General features: G+C 44.8%; 14 protein-coding genes and 4 pseudogenes. 2 read left to right on the top strand and 16 right to left on the bottom strand.

Annotated elements, in window-relative coordinates; translation table 11 throughout:
* Window positions 1-19: 19 nt before the first annotated feature.
* Together V7R82_RS02710 and V7R82_RS02705 are read right to left on the bottom strand one after the other, a co-directional pair.
* Complete coding sequence (locus V7R82_RS02710; protein WP_338543245.1) at window positions 20-475, bottom strand: GNAT family N-acetyltransferase; 456 nt, start codon at window positions 473-475, stop codon at window positions 20-22.
* 21 nt (window positions 476-496) lie between these two features.
* Entirely contained in the window at window positions 497-1,534 is a 1,038-nt protein-coding gene (locus tag V7R82_RS02705) for a M42 family metallopeptidase (protein ID WP_338543243.1), read from the bottom strand.
* A gap of 243 nt (window positions 1,535-1,777) precedes the next feature.
* Between V7R82_RS02705 and V7R82_RS02700 the strand changes: the two are divergent.
* Window positions 1,778-1,978 (top strand): annotated as a pseudogene (locus V7R82_RS02700) (XRE family transcriptional regulator); the annotation flags it as partial.
* A gap of 180 nt (window positions 1,979-2,158) precedes the next feature.
* On the opposite strand, the gene V7R82_RS02695 reads toward V7R82_RS02700, so the two are convergent.
* Window positions 2,159-2,329: a hypothetical protein gene (locus tag V7R82_RS02695; RefSeq protein WP_023391680.1), complete on the bottom strand. Its 171-nt coding sequence runs from the start codon at window positions 2,327-2,329 to the stop codon at window positions 2,159-2,161.
* A 363-nt stretch (window positions 2,330-2,692) separates the two neighbouring features.
* On the opposite strand from V7R82_RS02695, the gene V7R82_RS02690 reads away from it, so the two are divergent.
* Entirely contained in the window at window positions 2,693-3,208 is a 516-nt protein-coding gene (locus V7R82_RS02690; protein WP_338543241.1) for a DUF308 domain-containing protein, read from the top strand.
* Window positions 3,209-3,516: 308 nt separating this feature from the next.
* On the opposite strand, the pseudogene V7R82_RS02685 reads toward V7R82_RS02690, so the two are convergent.
* The 13 genes and pseudogenes from V7R82_RS02685 to V7R82_RS02625 form a co-directional block, all read right to left on the bottom strand.
* Window positions 3,517-3,715, bottom strand: a pseudogene (locus V7R82_RS02685) (IS3 family transposase); the annotation flags it as partial.
* Between the two features lie 605 nt (window positions 3,716-4,320).
* Window positions 4,321-5,202, bottom strand: a complete 882-nt coding sequence (locus V7R82_RS02680) for a hypothetical protein (RefSeq protein ID WP_338543240.1) — start codon at window positions 5,200-5,202, stop codon at window positions 4,321-4,323.
* A 21-nt stretch (window positions 5,203-5,223) separates the two neighbouring features.
* On the bottom strand, window positions 5,224-6,099 hold the full coding sequence (locus V7R82_RS02675) for a hypothetical protein (RefSeq protein ID WP_338543239.1): 876 nt from the start codon (window positions 6,097-6,099) through the stop codon (window positions 5,224-5,226).
* Window positions 6,100-6,112: 13 nt separating this feature from the next.
* Window positions 6,113-6,493, bottom strand: a complete 381-nt coding sequence (locus V7R82_RS02670; protein WP_315271187.1) for a TIGR02328 family protein — start codon at window positions 6,491-6,493, stop codon at window positions 6,113-6,115.
* A 135-nt stretch (window positions 6,494-6,628) separates the two neighbouring features.
* Window positions 6,629-8,533 carry a heavy metal translocating P-type ATPase gene (locus V7R82_RS02665; RefSeq protein WP_338543238.1) on the bottom strand — a complete coding sequence of 635 codons (1,905 nt, stop codon included), beginning with the start codon at window positions 8,531-8,533 and terminating at the stop codon, window positions 6,629-6,631.
* A gap of 166 nt (window positions 8,534-8,699) precedes the next feature.
* Entirely contained in the window at window positions 8,700-9,128 is a 429-nt protein-coding gene (locus V7R82_RS02660) for a GNAT family N-acetyltransferase (protein WP_311469047.1), read from the bottom strand.
* A gap of 14 nt (window positions 9,129-9,142) precedes the next feature.
* Entirely contained in the window at window positions 9,143-9,970 is an 828-nt protein-coding gene (locus tag V7R82_RS02655) for an exodeoxyribonuclease III (RefSeq protein WP_338543237.1), read from the bottom strand.
* A gap of 71 nt (window positions 9,971-10,041) precedes the next feature.
* Window positions 10,042-10,485: pseudogene (locus V7R82_RS02650) on the bottom strand (tyrosine-type recombinase/integrase); the annotation flags it as partial.
* 260 nt (window positions 10,486-10,745) lie between these two features.
* On the bottom strand, window positions 10,746-11,387 hold the full coding sequence (locus V7R82_RS02645) for an ABC transporter ATP-binding protein (protein ID WP_338543236.1): 642 nt from the start codon (window positions 11,385-11,387) through the stop codon (window positions 10,746-10,748).
* Window position 11,388: 1 nt separating this feature from the next.
* Window positions 11,389-13,410 (bottom strand): bacteriocin-associated integral membrane family protein, encoded by a 2,022-nt coding sequence (locus V7R82_RS02640; RefSeq protein WP_338543234.1) that lies wholly within the window; start codon window positions 13,408-13,410, stop codon window positions 11,389-11,391.
* A gap of 70 nt (window positions 13,411-13,480) precedes the next feature.
* A pseudogene (locus V7R82_RS02635) lies at window positions 13,481-13,711 on the bottom strand (lactococcin 972 family bacteriocin).
* Window positions 13,712-14,062: 351 nt separating this feature from the next.
* Window positions 14,063-15,103, bottom strand: a complete 1,041-nt coding sequence (locus V7R82_RS02630; protein ID WP_338543232.1) for a DNA glycosylase AlkZ-like family protein — start codon at window positions 15,101-15,103, stop codon at window positions 14,063-14,065.
* Window positions 15,104-15,255: 152 nt separating this feature from the next.
* The gene (locus V7R82_RS02625; RefSeq protein WP_338543230.1) at window positions 15,256-15,609 is read right to left on the bottom strand and encodes a hypothetical protein; all 354 of its coding nucleotides are present in this window, start codon (window positions 15,607-15,609) and stop codon (window positions 15,256-15,258) included.
* Between the last annotated feature and the right edge of the window lie 447 nt (window positions 15,610-16,056).

The raw sequence follows: 16,056 nt of genomic DNA, 5'->3' as shown, positions 1-16,056 counted from the left end.
ATAAGGGGACCTTTTCTTCTTATAGCTGATAGACCATAATATGTTCATTTATTTCCTGGTTAAAGCCAGTCTCTTCAAAGCCTAGATCTAGCAAAATCTTTTTCATGGGCTCGTTACCGTCCACGTAATCGGCCACCACCTTGGTCATCTGGGTTTGCTGCTTGGCCATTTCCAGTACTGCTTCAATGGTTTGTCGGCCGTAGCCTCTGCCTTGGAAGGCTTGGTCAATTAGGAAGCGCCAAACAAAGACCTGCTGCTCCTCTGTATCCAATTCATACATAATGAAGCCAACTAAATCCTCATCTGCATAAATGGCTTTGGGATAGGTAATGCCTTCTTCACGGTAAAACCAAGCATCTGCCAAGGAGCGGACGACAGGAGACACAAATTTGGCTGCCTCTTGCTCTGGAGTAATCTTGAGATTTAAGACTTGGGAGTAGTTGTCGCTTGTTATCTCTCTAAAGGTAATGGTCACACTCGTCACTTCCCTGTCATCTTACTTAACTAAGTCACTCAAGAGATAAGCATCCACCAAGCGCTCGGTGGCTTCCACCGACTCCACATGGGTCCGCTCATAGGAATGGCTGGACTCGATGCCGGCCCCACAGAGGGCGTGCTTGACTTCGGCACCCGCTGACATAGCGGCCGAAGCGTCGGAACCGTAGAATGGGTAGATGTCTAATTTGTAAGGAATGTCCTTGGCCTTAGCCAGTTCTACCAGGTGTTGGCGGAATTCATAGTGATAAGGACCACTGGCATCCTTGACACAGATAGAGACGGTATACTCGTCGGTCTGCTGGTCGTCACCCATAGCGCCCATGTCAACCGCCAGATACTCCACCGCTTTGTCCGACAGGCTAGAGTTAGCCCCGTGCCCTACTTCCTCGAAGACCGAGAAGGCGAATTGGGTCGTCACCGGCAGGGTGATGCCCTCTTCCTTGTAACGGCGTAACAAGTTAAGCAGGATAGCGGCGGACACCTTGTCATCGAGGAAGCGCGACTTGATGAAGCCGGTGTCGGTGATGGTGGTGCGTGGGTCGAAGGAGACAAAGTCGCCCACTTCAATACCTAGGGCGCGGGTTTCTTCCTCGTTGGTAACCTTGGCATCTAGTCGGACTTCCATGTTATCTTGGGTCCGTTCAGCCGTCCCCGCATCGCGGTAGACGTGGGTAGAAGTCTGGTGAATGAGAATTGTCCCAGATACAGTTTTGCCGGTGGTCGCCACATGGACGGTACAGTTCTCCCCTTCGATCATATTCCAAGGAAAGCCACCCACCTTGTCCAGCTTGAGCCGGCCGTCGCCTTTGACCGCGCGCACCATGGCCCCCAAGGTGTCAACGTGAGCCGTCACAATGCGGTGGTGGTCATCGTCCTGGCCCGGCACCGTCACATGGACCAAGCCCTTTGCGGTGCGCACCGGTTGGTAGCCCATTTTTTCCAAAGTCGATACCAAATAGTCCTGGACGCCGCGCGTATAACCCGTTGGCGATGCGATAGCTAGAAGTTCTTGCAGATAACTTAAGGTTGGATTCATCCTAATGCCCCCTTGAAAATTGTTTACACCTTCATTATAACACAAGTTTGGAAAGGCGCCCTATCTTTTTGCGTGACAAATGGGGCGGGTGCCCGCAGTCACGTCGTGTTGGAGCCCCAACACGACATCGCCCTCCTCCAATGCGACGTGGCTGCACCTTTTGGCTCCTTTTTCGCTCAAAAACCAAGTTCATCGCCTCCACCACGTCGCGTTGGAGCCCCAACACGACATGGCGCTCCTCCAACTGATGGACAGCACTTAGAAGATTTACTCTATCTAACACGGGGCAACCAACTATACACAGAAGATGGAGAAGAGTTGTATATTGATCCAACTTCTCAGAAAAGAACATTTCATACCCAATATGAACCCGATTTTATTGTAGCAAGAGAAAAATCTCCACTAGAACTCTTGATTGAAAATAAGGAATTGTTTGATAAATAGAAAAAGCGAGGATAACCTCGCTTCAGATTGGAGTTAAAATCTTTAGAAGACACTTTTATAAGGACTTTGTCCTCACTCTGAAAGCCTTTATTTAAAGGCTTTTTTACTTTTCCAAAGTAAATTTGTTGCGAGTTTATCGCATTTTTAACGAATCCTTTCTGATAATACACTATCTTCGTATCATTTCATTTCTTGCTTAATTCTCATCAACTCTTCCTTTGCCTCTTCTAAATGCACACTCGTCAAGTACGGAATAGCAGCGTCGAGCTGTTCTTCTGAAAAATCCCACCATTTAAGTTTTTCCAAAAAAGCAATCGTCTCTTCGTCAAAGCGGTACTTGATAACACGCACTGGATTTCCGACTGCGATAGCATAAGGTGGAATATTTTTTGCAACAGCTGCTTTACTACCGATTCTTGCAAATCATGATGATGAAAGAGTATGGAACAGCTGATAGTCCCCAAAAAATTGCTTTTATGAACATCACTTTGGGAAGTGTCATTTTCGGCGTACTTGTCATCCTTGGTACCTATATGATTTCAAAAGCGTGAAAAGCAAAGCGAAATATATAAAGTGTGAAAAGGAGCGAAAACACCTTTTCTTTTTGCGATCCAGACTGAAACTTCCAAGTTGTCTATTTATTTTATTGACATTTTTTATAAAAAGAGGTACAATAACTTTAATATCAAACTATACTATATCGGAGGTATTGAAATGAAATTTTCTAATCGTTTACTGCTATTCCTTGCAGGAGTTGTTTTTGCCCTTTTAGGACTTTTCCTATTTACAAACCCAGTAGCTAATCTTGTTGCTTACAGCTGGTGGATTTCATTTGGTTTACTGGTTTCTTCTATAGCAGCTATTTTAGGCTATTTCTCTGCACCAAAAGAGCTTCGCTCACCTGTTTATCTTTTCCAAGGGTTTGTTAGTCTTCTCTTAGCTCTTTACCTCGTTGCTTATGGCTTTGTGACCCTGCCGGTCGTCATTCCGACCATTGTAGGAATTTGGTTAATTGTAGAAGCCATTATTGCCTTCTTTAAAGGCAATCGTCTAGGATTGATTTTCCCTATTATTGGTAGCAATATCACGTGGGTAGCCTTGCTTGCATTTTTACTAGGTCTAGTTATTCTGTTCAATCCAGTGGCTACAAGTGTCTTTGTCGTTTATGTCAAAGCCTTTGCATTTTTAGTTACTGGCTTCACCTACATTATTGAGGCCTTTCGTAAATAGTCTAGTTGCTATTTCTATCGCATTCAAAAAGCTGGGAAATCATATTCTCAGCTTTTTCGTCTCTTTAACTATCACTTTTTCGCATCCCATTCTGCGTAGAATTGCTCCAAGTATTCTTCCAAAAAGTGATGGCATAGCGCTCTGGCATTCGATAATCTGCAATAATAACCGGTCGAGAACGGGGCATCGACTCAATCATACCGAAAAAAAAAGAGCGAATGTTATCTGCAAAAAGAAAGCTTGGATTTTTTGCGATTTCAACAAAAAAAGCACTGTTTGTACTGACCCCAAAAAGTTAGACAAATAATTTAAGTGAAGGATTTAGTTCTGTATTGCACAGGACTAAGCCCTTTTTAGTTTTACCTTAATTCGTTTGTTGTTGTAGTACTCATTGTAGTCAACAATAGCTTGTTCCAATTGGTTAAGTGATTTAAATGTTTTCTCATAACCATAAAACATCTCAGACTTAAGAATACCAAAGAAGGATTCCATCATACCGTTGTCTGGTATGATGATGAAAGAGTACGGAACAGCCGATAGTCCTCAAAAAATTGCTTTTATGAACATCACTTTGGGAAGTATCATTTTCGGCGTACTCGTCATTCTTGGCACCTATATGATTGCAAAAGAAAGAAAAGCAAAGCGAAATATAACGCGTGAAAAGGAGTGAAAACTCCTTTTCTTTTTGCGAACCAGACTGAAACTTCCAAATTGTCTATTTATTTTATTGACACTACGAGCAACAGCGTAATGCGTGACATGCTTCTTCTATATCAGAATTGGACTCTTTCAGGCTGCTGTTCTAGCAAATAATCCTCTTAGCCTTAATCATAGAAATTCATTTTTGTTCATTTTTACATGACCCAGACTAGAAAATATTCAACACCTGACTGGGATTTATTTTAATGGGTTTTAACCTTTCTTGGTTAGATAAAAAAGAAGAACCATACAGTATAGAATCTGTATGGTTCTTTGCCCTACTTTTGGCCCATTTTGAAATAATTATATTTAATAACGCTCCAAGCATCTTCTAGAAATCACTTATATTTCCACATTTTTGATTATTTTCAATATGAAAAATTCTTACAGATTCATGCAGGGGGCTAGATGGCTTAAGGTCTTGGACTTTGAACAGGTTCGTTGTATTGGTCAAAAGTGATTTTACCTTGGATACGATAGGTACCTGCTAAATAGTTCAAGTGACGCGTTTTGCCCTTTTCAATAGTAAAGACCATATCCACTTCAAGGCTCTGAAGTCGGAAGTCCTTATCTACTTGGTAATTAAACTTAGGCTTGCTGGCAAAGAAAGCCGCGAAAGCATCCTCGTTAAAGATGTAGCGGATAAGTTCCGTGCTAATCTCTTTGGCGTCGGTTGGATGGTCCGATTGATTAGCCCCATAAACCGCAGCTGCACTTAATAGATTCCACGCAGCTTCGTGGTCGCGGTAAACCTTCTTACCATCTACATCCTCTCTCAGACGCAACTCGTAGCCATTCTCTAGCTCCTTAACCTCGTAAATCTCTGAATATAAGGCGATTTCTTCAGGCGTATAGAATTGATCCAAGCTACGTAAGTGCTTAAGTGAGTCTTGAAATTCTTGAACTTCGGTCTTGATATCTAGACTTCTGACCTCTTCTTCATGGTTCTCCTTGCCATGAAGCTGCCCGTCTTTGACAGAGGCAATTAAGTGGTAGTCGCCCAAGAAACTGCCCAAATCAAAGGAGCCAAATCCCGACGCTTGGTCCAAATCTACATTTGCTTCAAAATGGCCTCCTATGAGGATATCTTCCTCCTGGCTTGGGAGAAAATTGCTTATCTTCCATTCACCCTTAGTATGCACCGTCTGGGTCTTGGCCATCTTCTTGACCGTCTCATTCAGTAATTGGTCCAGGGACGGAGCTTGCGCACTAACGGTGGCCGGCGCCACCCCACCAGCCCCAGCCAAAAGGCCGCCGGCCATGGCCAGGAGGCTTAATTTTTTAAACCATTTCATCTACTTTCCTCCTCAAATGCCCTAGGGCTTTTCTACTGACACCGCTTGGTCATATTGGTCCAAGTCCGCTTCCAACTTAACATGGAAGATTCCTGTTAAGCCAGAGAATAGATCCATCCCCTGGTCAATACTAAACTGAAAATCAATCGTAACATGGGTCACACGGAAATCCTTGTCGGTCTGCACCAGAATCTTTGGCTTACGAGCCATGAAAGCACCAAAGGCTTCTTCGTTTAAGACATAGTCAATAAAGCTCGCAAAATCGCCATAGATGGTAGGGTTGCTAGTCTCCAGCAGCACTTGATGCAAGAGCTCTTGCTTGACCTGGTCCCAGAACTCTTGGTGGTCACGATAGAGCTGCTTGCCATCAATAGCTTCTGATAATAGCAAGAGGTAACCCCAATCTTCTTTGACACTCTTGAAATACTTCGCTAGCTCCCCCTTGTATTGAGGACTATTCCAACTCTCCACCTGACGCAAGTTCTCCAAGTCTGACTTCCAACTTGGCACTTGAGACTTGAGGTCAATTGGATCCAACTCCTTACCGTCTGCCTTACCATATAAGTAGCCATCTAGTAAAGCTAACTTGACTTTGCTTGCCCCGGGAAACTTAGCCAAGCCAAACTCAGCCTTGCCCGCCATTTTATCTAAGTCAAGGCTAGCATCTAACTCGCCATCTAGCACGGTCTGTGTATTTTTCTCTTCAAGATCACTGTGAGTCATGGAAAATTTGACCTTAGTGTGGACGCTTTTGCTTTGGAGGCTAGTCTTAATGACCCGGTTTACCAGCTCATCAGTGGTCAGGTCTTGAGCCTGCACACTAGGTGCACCCACCCCCAATAACATAGTCGCAGTTAGGCTTAAAAGCCCTAGTTTCTTCCATCCTTTATTCATCATTTAAATCTCCCTTCTAGTTTTCTGGTTCTAATTCAATACCCTTAGCTCGCAAGTTAGCTAAGCACTCAGCCAGATAAGCCGCGTCATGCTCCGCATAAATAGGAGAGCCCAGTGGCTGAGCTTGGATTTGGCTAGCTTCATAAGTTGGCATGATTTTGCCACGATAGCTTGGCTCCCACCACTGGTCGTCCGGCCGATAGCCCCGGCGGACCATTTCCTCCATAATCAGGCGGTGATAGGCATAGAGCTTGTAGGGCGAATGTTCAAAGACATAGTTCACCACACTGTGGGGCTTGCCCCAACCCTTGCCCCGCAAGGCCGCACACTCCCGATGCTGACCTAGCAGCTGCTGTCTTGGCAACTTGTCAATCAAGGCTTGATGCCATAATCTCATGTAAGGCCCTCCTTCTTGCTTTCTCTTACTATAGCACATTCTGAGCCTAAGGAAAAGCTTACAAAAAATGACTGGCCCCACACACAGTGTGAGCCAGTCATCTGAAAAGCACCTCCAAGTGGCGCAGCCTCTTACCTATTGGGCTACTTGTGCCGCTTGGACTGACTTAAGGTCTGATGGGTTATGCCGAAAACCCAAGAGACGTAAGCCGTTGAGAATAACTAAAATCGTAGAACCTTCGTGGCCCACCACACCCAGCGGTAGACTCACTACTTGGAAGACATTGGCTGCAATCAGGCAGACAATGACGGCCAAGGCGAAGATAATATTTTGCATAATAATGGTCTTCATGCGACGAGAGAGACGAATGGCCTGAGGTACCCGAGTCAAGTCATCCATAATGACGCAGTCGGCCGTTTCCATGGCAATGTCAGTCCCTGAACCAATGGCAAAGCTGACATCCGCTTGAGCCAAGGCTGGCGCATCATTGATGCCGTCCCCTACCATGGCCACACAATAGCCTTGAGCCTTGTAGTCGGCCACCAAACGGGCCTTGTCATCCGGCAGACAGTTAGCCTGCACTTGGTCAATTCCCAAGTCATTAGCAATGGTTTGGGCCGCTGCCTGGTGGTCCCCAGTCATCATGACCACTTGGACGCCTAATTGATGTAGTAGCTCCACTGTGGCCTTACTCTCTGCCTTAACCCGGTCAAAGAGCGCATACCAAGCCACCAATTCTTGGTCACGAGACACCAAGACCAGGGTCTTGCCGGCTGCTTCTTGCTTGGCTAGGACTTGTTCTAAGTCAGCGGGTACTTGTCCCACTGCCTCTAAGACGAAATCCGCCTTACCAATCCGCCAGTCATGCCCTTGATAGGCACAAGTAAAACCTCGACCAGTCACGTCCTCAAGCTGATCCAAATTCACCGCTTGATAGTCGCCCACATAGTTCAAGATGGCTTGAGCTACAGGATGGGTAGAGGTTGCTTCAGCTGTTGCCACCAAGGCATTCAAGCCAGTCGCCTCTTCCGCAAACCAGGCTTCTTCCACCTGGGGTTGGCCCTGGGTCAAGGTCCCGGTCTTATCCATTACCACTAGGTTGACGTCGCCTATTTGGTCCATGATTTGGCCGCCTTTGACCATGACGCCCATGCGGGCAGCTCGGCTAATGGCCGCTAAAACGGCTGGGGTTGAGCTAGCCACCAAGGCACAAGGAGAAGCCACGGTCAAGAGAATCATGCCGCGGTAGAAGCTATCCAACCAGGACCAGCCCAACAAGAAGTGGACCGCCACGATAAAGGTCGGAACCAGGAAAAGCACCGCCTTCACATAGCCATCTTCTAAGTTTTCAATCAGGCTAGACACCCGGCTCTTTTGGCCTTGGGCTTGTTTGACCAGGGCTACGATTTTAGCGAAGAGGGTATCTTCTTGAGCTACGGTGACTACCATGTCCAATTCTGCGCCCACATTGAGGGTCCCGCCTAATACTAGGTCGCCCGCTGCCTTGTCCGCTGGGATTGGCTCCCCTGTCACCATAGCTTCATCTAGACTAGCCCAGTCGCTGATTAACTTACCATCAATTGGCACTGCCTGGCCTTTTTTAACTCGCAGACGGTCGCCAATCATGAGCTCGCCGGTTTCTACTTCTTCCAACTGACCGTCGGATAGAATGCGCCAAGCCTTGTCTGGCCGTAAGGCCATGAGGGCCGTAATGGCATCCTGGCTCTTCTTCATAGCTAATTCTTCCAAAGTCCCTGACAGGGCAAAGATAAAAATCAGCAAGGCCCCTTCTAACCAGTAATCAATAATGCCTGCACCCAAAGCAGCCAAGACCATGAGGACATCTACATTAAGGTGATGCTCCTCCACTAACTCCTTCCAGCCTTCCAGGGCTGGCTCATAGCCCCCAATCAAGAAAGCTAGAATAAAACTTGCCTGTCCCCAGACAGGTTGACTTTCTAAAAAGACCAGTCCCAATAGGATAAAGCCTAGGCAGAGCACGGTCTCAATAATTCGTTTATTGTATTTTAAGCATTTCATAATCTCACCTCTTATTTATAATCAATTTACTTTACACTCTTATTATAGCTTCTCTAATTTAGATTGTCAATAACATTTATCGTCAAGATGGTATTATTTAATGATATTGATTATAGATAGTTAAGCTAGCAAAAAGGCCGGGAATCCCTTCCCGACCTTATGTTGATTATTTAAATCGATAAATCATATAGTAGACCCCGACCCCTGGCATAGGAACATCTTCCAAGAAACCATAGACCTCAAAGCCGTGCTTGAGATAGAAGTCCTTGGCCTGATAGGTCCGCGTGGTTAAGAGAATGCTGGTCACCCCGACTTGACGGGCATAGTCCTTGGCATAGTCTATAAACTGGCTGCCTAGGCGCTGGCCCTGATAGTCCGGGTCGATGGCCAGGTTCTCGATTTTCATGGCCTGATGACGAATTTTACCATTCATGGCTGCCACCAAGCGCTCTCCGTCTTTCATCTGCCAGATGAAGGATTGGTCCAAGCCCTCAGGCTTAGGCTGATTGAAGTAGGTCTCATAGCCATGCGTAAAGACTCTCTCATAGAAATCTTCTGGCATGAGCTCTGTGCTTTCCACAGGATAGTGTGTCATAGGACTGCCTCCTCTTATAAGTTAATTTCTAACAGTATAGGCGTATGGTCTTGGCGCGCCCCTGAATCTAGCATCTGGGACTTGGTTACCTTGTCTGCAATACGATCAGATACTAACCAGTAATCAATGCGCCAGCCTGTATTGTTAATCTTGCTAGTCCGACTACGCTGCGCCCACCAGGTATATTGATGCGGCACATCCCCATGTAGGTGGCGGAAACTATCGGTAAAGCCCCGGCTGAGCAAATGGGTAAAGCCTGCCCGTTCTTCATCGGTAAAGCCCGCGGATTGGCGGTTGGCTCCTGGATTAGCCAAGTCGATTTCCTGGTGGGCAACGTTGAAGTCCCCCGTTGCCAAGACTGGTTTCTTAGCATCCAAACTCACCAGGTAGTCAGCGTATTTGGCATCCCAAACCTGACGCTCTGCCAGACGCTTGAGGCCATCCCCCGCATTAGGCGTGTAGACCTGAGTGACATAGAAATCGTCAAATTCCAGGGTAATGATCCGGCCTTCCAAGTCCATGGTCGACGGCGCCCCGATTTCAGGGAAGGTCACCTTAGGCTTCAAGCTCTCCCGATAGAGGAAGAGGGTTCCAGCATATCCCTTGCGGGCTGGCTCCTGAGAGGACCGCCAAGTGTGGGCATAACCCGGGAAGTATTCTGCCAAGATTTCTTCATGCTTCTTGGTTGGACCCGTTGGTGATAACTTGGTTTCTTGAATGGCAATAATGTCTGCTCCTGCTTGCGCTAGCTGGTCTAGGACTGCCTTGGAGAGTTGGGCCCGGGCCGAGTCGCTAGTTAGGGCCGCATTGAGTGAATCGATATTCCATGAGATGAGTTTCATTCTATCTTCCTTCGTTGTGTAAATTCTTTGTTCTTCTATATTATAGCAGATTGACTGGCAGAAAACAGGGGCTAGGCTTGCCACTCAGACATCAAAGCTTCAATCTTGGCAACAATGGCTTGGTTGCCACCCGCTTGGACTGATAAATCAGCATAGTATCTGGCTTGTTCAGCTTTGATATTTTGTGTGATTTCTTCAGAAACTGTTTTATCTAAAGCATTAAACCAGTGACTATATGTATTCAAAGTTGTTGATTTATCGGCGTGTCCCATACGTCTGGCTACATATAAAATATCTTTTTTCAAGACATTGATTAGATAGGATGCATGGCTATGTCTGAGACCTTTTCCTGTAATTACTGGAACTCCTACCTGCTGAGCTTTCCGTTTGATAATGCGACAAATGCTTGATTTGCAAAAAGGATCTCCAAATCTTGAAATGATAAGATCTGTATCTTGATTCGCAAACTGACTTTTTCGACAAATTTGTAGCACTTCAATGGTAATATCATCCAATATTTTGCATAATTACCTGCGAAACGCAAAAAAGGGGTAGACAATCTAGTGTCTCCCCCCGAAAGTTTATTAAAACAAAAATCCTGCCAAAGAATTTTTGGCAGGATTTTTTGCAGGAAACCAAATCAATTTATCAGTTTCTATCAATCGCTTATCGCTCTCAAAGACTGGTAAATAGGGATTCCGCAATCTAATTATGATGTGACTCTTATTTATGCTATATATAATCAAAAACTTTCTTCTAACTGAATCTTGCCATATCATCTATGTGATAAATCGGTAACTCGAATAACTTGGTCCACTTGTTCCCAAATAAGAGGATTGTGGGTCGCAATAATAATAGTTCGATTCGGATTTTTTAAAGATTCTAGGATAGAAAGTAATTCCTCAGAGTTTTTGGGGTCTAGCGAAGCGGTCGGTTCATCTGCAAGAATCAAAGGCGGATCCTTTAAAATTATCTTCGCTAGCGCAACACGTTGTGCTTCTCCTCCTGATAACTCAAATATAGGTTGCTTTAAATCTAAATAAGAGAGGTTGACACGGTTTAGAGCTTTTTTCATCAGAGAGATTTTCTCTTTTTCTTTCAACTTTTTACCAACTAAACCCAGATTGAGATTCTCTTTAACTGTTTGGCTTTCAATTAAGCCAAAATCTTGAAATAAATATCCCAAGTAATCTCTAAAGAAAACAGAGGGCTTGATATCCTTAAGAGAAGTGCCATCATAGATAATTTCTCCATTATCATATGGCTCTAATCGTCCAATCATATTCAAGAGGGTTGTCTTACCACAGCCACTTGTACCGATTAAGGCATAAATTTTCCCACCTTCAAATTGAAGATTAGTATCTGAAAATAGCTGACGGCTTCCAAATTTTTTAGATATATTCTTTAGTTCAATCATCCTATTTTCCTTTCATAATGGTCATAGAAACACGAGATTCTTTCTGTGCTTGACGGTAGAGAGTCAGTATAGCACTAACGAGGAAGATCGATAAAGTTACCAATCCAATCACCACATCCTGACTACGCCAAATAAAGAGACTCGCACCGAATACAAAACTAGCAAATTGACTAATCATATACTGAGCGTGCGTTTCAAAAAATCGCAAACCAGAAATTCGTTTAATCAAAATCTCACGACGGAATTGTTCAAAATAAAGAAGATTCACAGAATAAAAGAGAAGCAAAGAACTCGCGATTCCAATAATAGCTCCTAAAATAAGGGTTAGAGTTTGTGTTTGAACCTCATAGTAACGTGCGAGGTAAACACTTCGTCCCTCCTTGAGGTAGGATACTTGATCATAAATTCCTGCATTTTTCAAGAGTTTAATCCCTTCTTCATATCCTTTGACAAAGATATTCTTACCAGCATTGATAGACCAACTAGATAAGGATGTAAAACTATCACCTGTAGAAGTCGGCGTGAATACCACTAAAATCGGATCCGTCAAATACTGAGTGGATACTGGGTTCTCGCCGTTATTATAAACAAATCGCTTTTCTCCCATTGAAAGATAACTAACGTACGCTTTCATCTCATAATCCAAAGGAGCACTTGCCTCCTCACCAGATTTTCCATAATAACTCAATCCTTCTTCAAAGATTTTTTTTAGTTCTGCTTCTCGAGAGCGCAAACGTTCTGGGAGCAAGAGGACAAACTCACCTTTTTGGAGATGGGCTAACTTCTGTTTTGTCTCAGCATCTACCACGACCTTTTCCTTCTCCAAATAACTGGGACTAACATAGAGCGTATTAGCATCTGGACTATAAGTATCCAGTGTCTCTCCCTGTTCATTTTGTCCTTGTGGATTGGCAAAATGGAGCAGATTATCCTTTACATAAAGGGCTTGTTCTTCTTCGATTGCTTCCTTGGCAAAGGCATACCACTTGCTCTGACTTTCCGTTTTTTTTCCTCTATCACCGAGCCCAAAGGAAATCTGGTAATAATCTGCTCGATCTTCCCAAGCTTGCTTGGATAGCTGGAGTTCCTGTAAACGCTGGTAAGAAGTCAAGCCAGTCTTGACTGCAAAACCTACTGTAAAGACAGCAACCAACTGACATAGCAAGGTCAAGGTCATCAAACGTTTGAGAGGCAAACGTCCTTTTAACGCAGGAACCAAAGCCTTGTAGCTCAAGCTCATCAAATAGAGCAGGCTCAGTACGAGCGAAATTCCCAATAAAAAGAGAAGATAAAGCCCCACTCCGATACTAAAGGTTGCTAAAAGAACGGGATAAAAGAGCCCTTGGCCGAGGAGGACAGCACCTCCCACTATAAGGGATCCTCCCCCAGCTAAGCAAAGCCACTTGACATCATCGTATAAGGCGCTTCCTATAATGGACAAGAGGGTCTGTCCTGAAAAGAGCTGAATCCCTGCAGCCCGCATCTCCTTAATCCGAGTGATAATCACCATAGCAAAGAAAGCTAATCCAAATATAGCTAAACTAATCAACAACAACGGATTTAAAGCAATCCAAAAAGCTAAAAGATACGGAGGAGTTTTGCGGTCTGCAATCGCTTTATAACCTAAATCATCTAATTTTGCGGCTAATTTTTCCTTGGTTAATGAACCAGATAAGAGAAGGTAGCTATTGAGAGGATCGCTCCGTTCTCGGCTTTCTTGGCTGGCCGCTTGAAACTCTTTTGGCAAGCCTCCCTGACCATAGGTCGCATAGGTGAAGTTGGTCCTTCCATCCTTACTCGGCTCTACTATCCGTCTGGCAATCAAACTCTGCTCCGAGCTTGCAAACTTCTCCAACTCTCGCTCAAATTCCTCACGAGTCGGCTCTTGTGCCCCCTTTTTAACACGTAGCAGGGTAACGGAGTCATAACTAGTATAGAGATACTGAGGGGCACGTAAGATAATAATCCAAATGAAGAAGCAACTGAGAAAAATAGTAGATAAGCAAATAAATAGTTTCTTCATAGTAGACTCCTTATAAAAAATGATTCCCCTTGTACGAGCTACAAAGGTAGCAATTTAAATCAATGAACGATTAGTCATAATCATAGTAAACTCCCCATTTAGTCCAAATCCATGCGTAGGAGGTTTTTCCAGCAGGAGCTTCTCCTTTATCAGAATGACTATCCCATCTGCTCACGAGGGATGAATAATGGTATTTTTTACCATGGTAGTAATTTGAAAAAGCCCATCCTCCTCCAGAACCCTAACCATAGGTCCAAACACTACCATCAGTATACTGTACTATGGCAGATACAGCCCCCATCAGTGCAAAACTTGAAACAAGAATGAGAGTAAGTAATTTGTGTTTTTCGTTTTCATTTTATTCTCCCTTTCAAAAAAAGCACATTCTGAGCAACGATGCAACAAAATAAATCCTCATTGCTCTTTTTCGAAACGGTTTCTTTATGGATTTACATTAACATTTTAACTATTATATGTCAATTAATTTTAAGCAAATCAGATTTTTTTTTTCAAATAACCTATTGTAATAATCAAAAATAGACGACCTATTGAACCTGTAAGCCACCTAGTCAGTCGGTTTATTCTGGTGTATGCCCCGAAAAAGGCAGGTTAACCATTAATAGTTTCATCATCATTAACCTCTCAATCAGTATTAGGCTTCCACCACAAAGTCAATGGCCTTGACCTGCTTGCCCCACCAGCGGGCAAAGGCCTTAAAGCGAGCGCGGATAGTAGCCTGGTGAGCCTTTGCCAAAGGCTGGGCGCTAGTCACTTGGAAAGTGATTTGGTCGCCTTGTTGGCGCAAGTTCCACTGACCCTTGACCTGGCCCCGAATCAGAATCAGGGCTGGGATCTGGCCGGCTTTCTGCCAAATAGTGTGGTGGCGGTCCTTTTCTACCAAGATATCTTTGGACTTGTAGGAAACTAAGAGGGCATCGAATTTGCCCAGGACCAAGACAGTCGGCAACTTGGCCACATCCTGCCAGCTTTCATAGTAGAAGGTCTGCTTGCCATAACGACAACTTGGCCAGTCAGACAGGTCCACCTGACTGAAGAAGGCCTGGGGCACCCCGAAGAAATGGGCCGCATCCGCCAGAGTCGCCGGACCATAGAAAGAGAAATAAGTCGCCAAGAGCTGATGCTTAAGGAGGTGCAAGTCCTGGCCTTCTGGCGCTGCCTGCCAATGAACATATCGGTCGCCCTGACTCAAGGTCTGATAGAGCTGGCCCTGACGCGAAGCCGCCAAGAAGAGCCCACCCCAGCGGAAGAGTTGGCGCCACTCTTCCTGACCGTAGCAATCCTTGAGGGCCTCACGCGTCAGAGGACCGTCAGCCAGATAACTAGCCAGGCGCTCTAATTGGGCCGCCACCTCTACCCCTTGCTCAGCCAAATGATGCCAGGGCCAAGAGACCGTCTCCGACAGAAGTAGTGACAAGGTCTCCCAAGTCGGACGATCATAGAAGTGGTAGGTCCCCCGCTGGCCCCAAGCCAGAATACCTTGCTCTGTCAAGTCAGCATAACTATCCGCCTTAGGATCAGCCAGACGATTGAAGTAATTATAGATGCCATGGGTCACATACTGAGACTGAATCCCCAGACTCTTGGCCAAGACCTCTGTCCCAGTCAACTTAGACTCAAGCAAAGCCTGATGATAGAGCCTTTGCGCCAAAATCTCCTGTGCTGTAATGGTCATACGGTTGCCCCCCTTTCGCTTACTTTCTCATTATAACAAAATATATAGGGCAGACAAAACTCTAGCTAGCGCATTCGCCTATATATAAATCCAAAAAAAGACCGCCAATCGATAAGGCAGCCTTCATACGGTAGGTATCTATATTGTTTGAATTAAATAATAGTAAATTTTTTAAGTGTACCTAGGTATAGTGATCCGCCCACAATGGCGATAATACCTCCTACCCAACCTAATAAAGGAATTAAAGAGATTGCTCCACCCACAATTAACAAAACTGAAGGTGCAGCTCCTACACGAATGTCTCCTTTATAATGGACTGCTCCAATAATACCTAGAACTAAAATACCAATTTTAATTAGTGTTAAAATCCCTACTGAACCGGCTGTTGCATCACTACTCATAGTAGCAGCTGCAGTTCCTAAAACAAAGAAAGGACCAAAAAGCAAAAAAATTCCACCAACTAGACCGACGATACCATTGACCATTGCAAGAGTTTTTGTGCGCATAACTCCTACCTCCTTAAAAAATAATTTGTTTCTAAAATAACAAACTAGTTGCTACTTACGATTTCATTATAAACCTTTGTTAATCAGCATTCTACACTACTTTTTAGCAAGAAACTTATCTATATTAGTCATTTCCCTCTGTTAGTTTGTTTTTTAATTAATTTGTATAGACCTATAAAATCATATACACTCACCCCTTGTCAAAGGCTAGCCTCGCGGCCAAATCGGTCTCCTTGGAGCCCAAAGGATGCCGAGCGCATGAGAAGCTCTGGGAGCGCCAGCGACCTAGAGATTCCATAGCTAGGCAAGGCGGAAGACTCCCGTAGGGAGGCTGCAGCCGGTCCGGCTCCTAGGAGGGCCGATTTGGTGGGAGCGAGGCTAGCCTTTGACTTTGGCGACACACAAAAATGAGGCTAGGACACCCGTCCCAGCCTCAAGCTAATCTTA

The sequence above is a fragment of the Abiotrophia defectiva ATCC 49176 genome (assembly GCF_037041345.1).
Taxonomy (GTDB): domain Bacteria; phylum Bacillota; class Bacilli; order Lactobacillales; family Aerococcaceae; genus Abiotrophia.
This window is presented reverse-complemented; position numbering and strand designations above follow the sequence as displayed.

Excerpts from the sequence above, each read along its gene's own strand:
- V7R82_RS02675 (WP_338543239.1), bottom strand. The coding sequence starts at position 6,099 with ATGATGAATAAAGGATGGAAGAAACTAGGGCTTTTAAGCCTAACTGCG.
- V7R82_RS02660 (WP_311469047.1), bottom strand. The coding sequence starts at position 9,128 with ATGACACACTATCCTGTGGAAAGCACAGAGCTCATGCCAGAAGATTTC.
- V7R82_RS02670 (WP_315271187.1), bottom strand. The coding sequence starts at position 6,493 with ATGAGATTATGGCATCAAGCCTTGATTGACAAGTTGCCAAGACAGCAG.
- V7R82_RS02690 (WP_338543241.1), top strand. The coding sequence starts at position 2,693 with ATGAAATTTTCTAATCGTTTACTGCTATTCCTTGCAGGAGTTGTTTTT.
- V7R82_RS02645 (WP_338543236.1), bottom strand. The coding sequence starts at position 11,387 with ATGATTGAACTAAAGAATATATCTAAAAAATTTGGAAGCCGTCAGCTA.
- V7R82_RS02630 (WP_338543232.1), bottom strand. The coding sequence starts at position 15,103 with ATGACCATTACAGCACAGGAGATTTTGGCGCAAAGGCTCTATCATCAG.
- V7R82_RS02625 (WP_338543230.1), bottom strand. The coding sequence starts at position 15,609 with ATGCGCACAAAAACTCTTGCAATGGTCAATGGTATCGTCGGTCTAGTT.
- V7R82_RS02665 (WP_338543238.1), bottom strand. The coding sequence starts at position 8,533 with ATGAAATGCTTAAAATACAATAAACGAATTATTGAGACCGTGCTCTGC.
- V7R82_RS02655 (WP_338543237.1), bottom strand. The coding sequence starts at position 9,970 with ATGAAACTCATCTCATGGAATATCGATTCACTCAATGCGGCCCTAACT.
- V7R82_RS02705 (WP_338543243.1), bottom strand. The coding sequence starts at position 1,534 with ATGAATCCAACCTTAAGTTATCTGCAAGAACTTCTAGCTATCGCATCG.
- V7R82_RS02640 (WP_338543234.1), bottom strand. The coding sequence starts at position 13,410 with ATGAAGAAACTATTTATTTGCTTATCTACTATTTTTCTCAGTTGCTTC.
- V7R82_RS02680 (WP_338543240.1), bottom strand. The coding sequence starts at position 5,202 with ATGAAATGGTTTAAAAAATTAAGCCTCCTGGCCATGGCCGGCGGCCTT.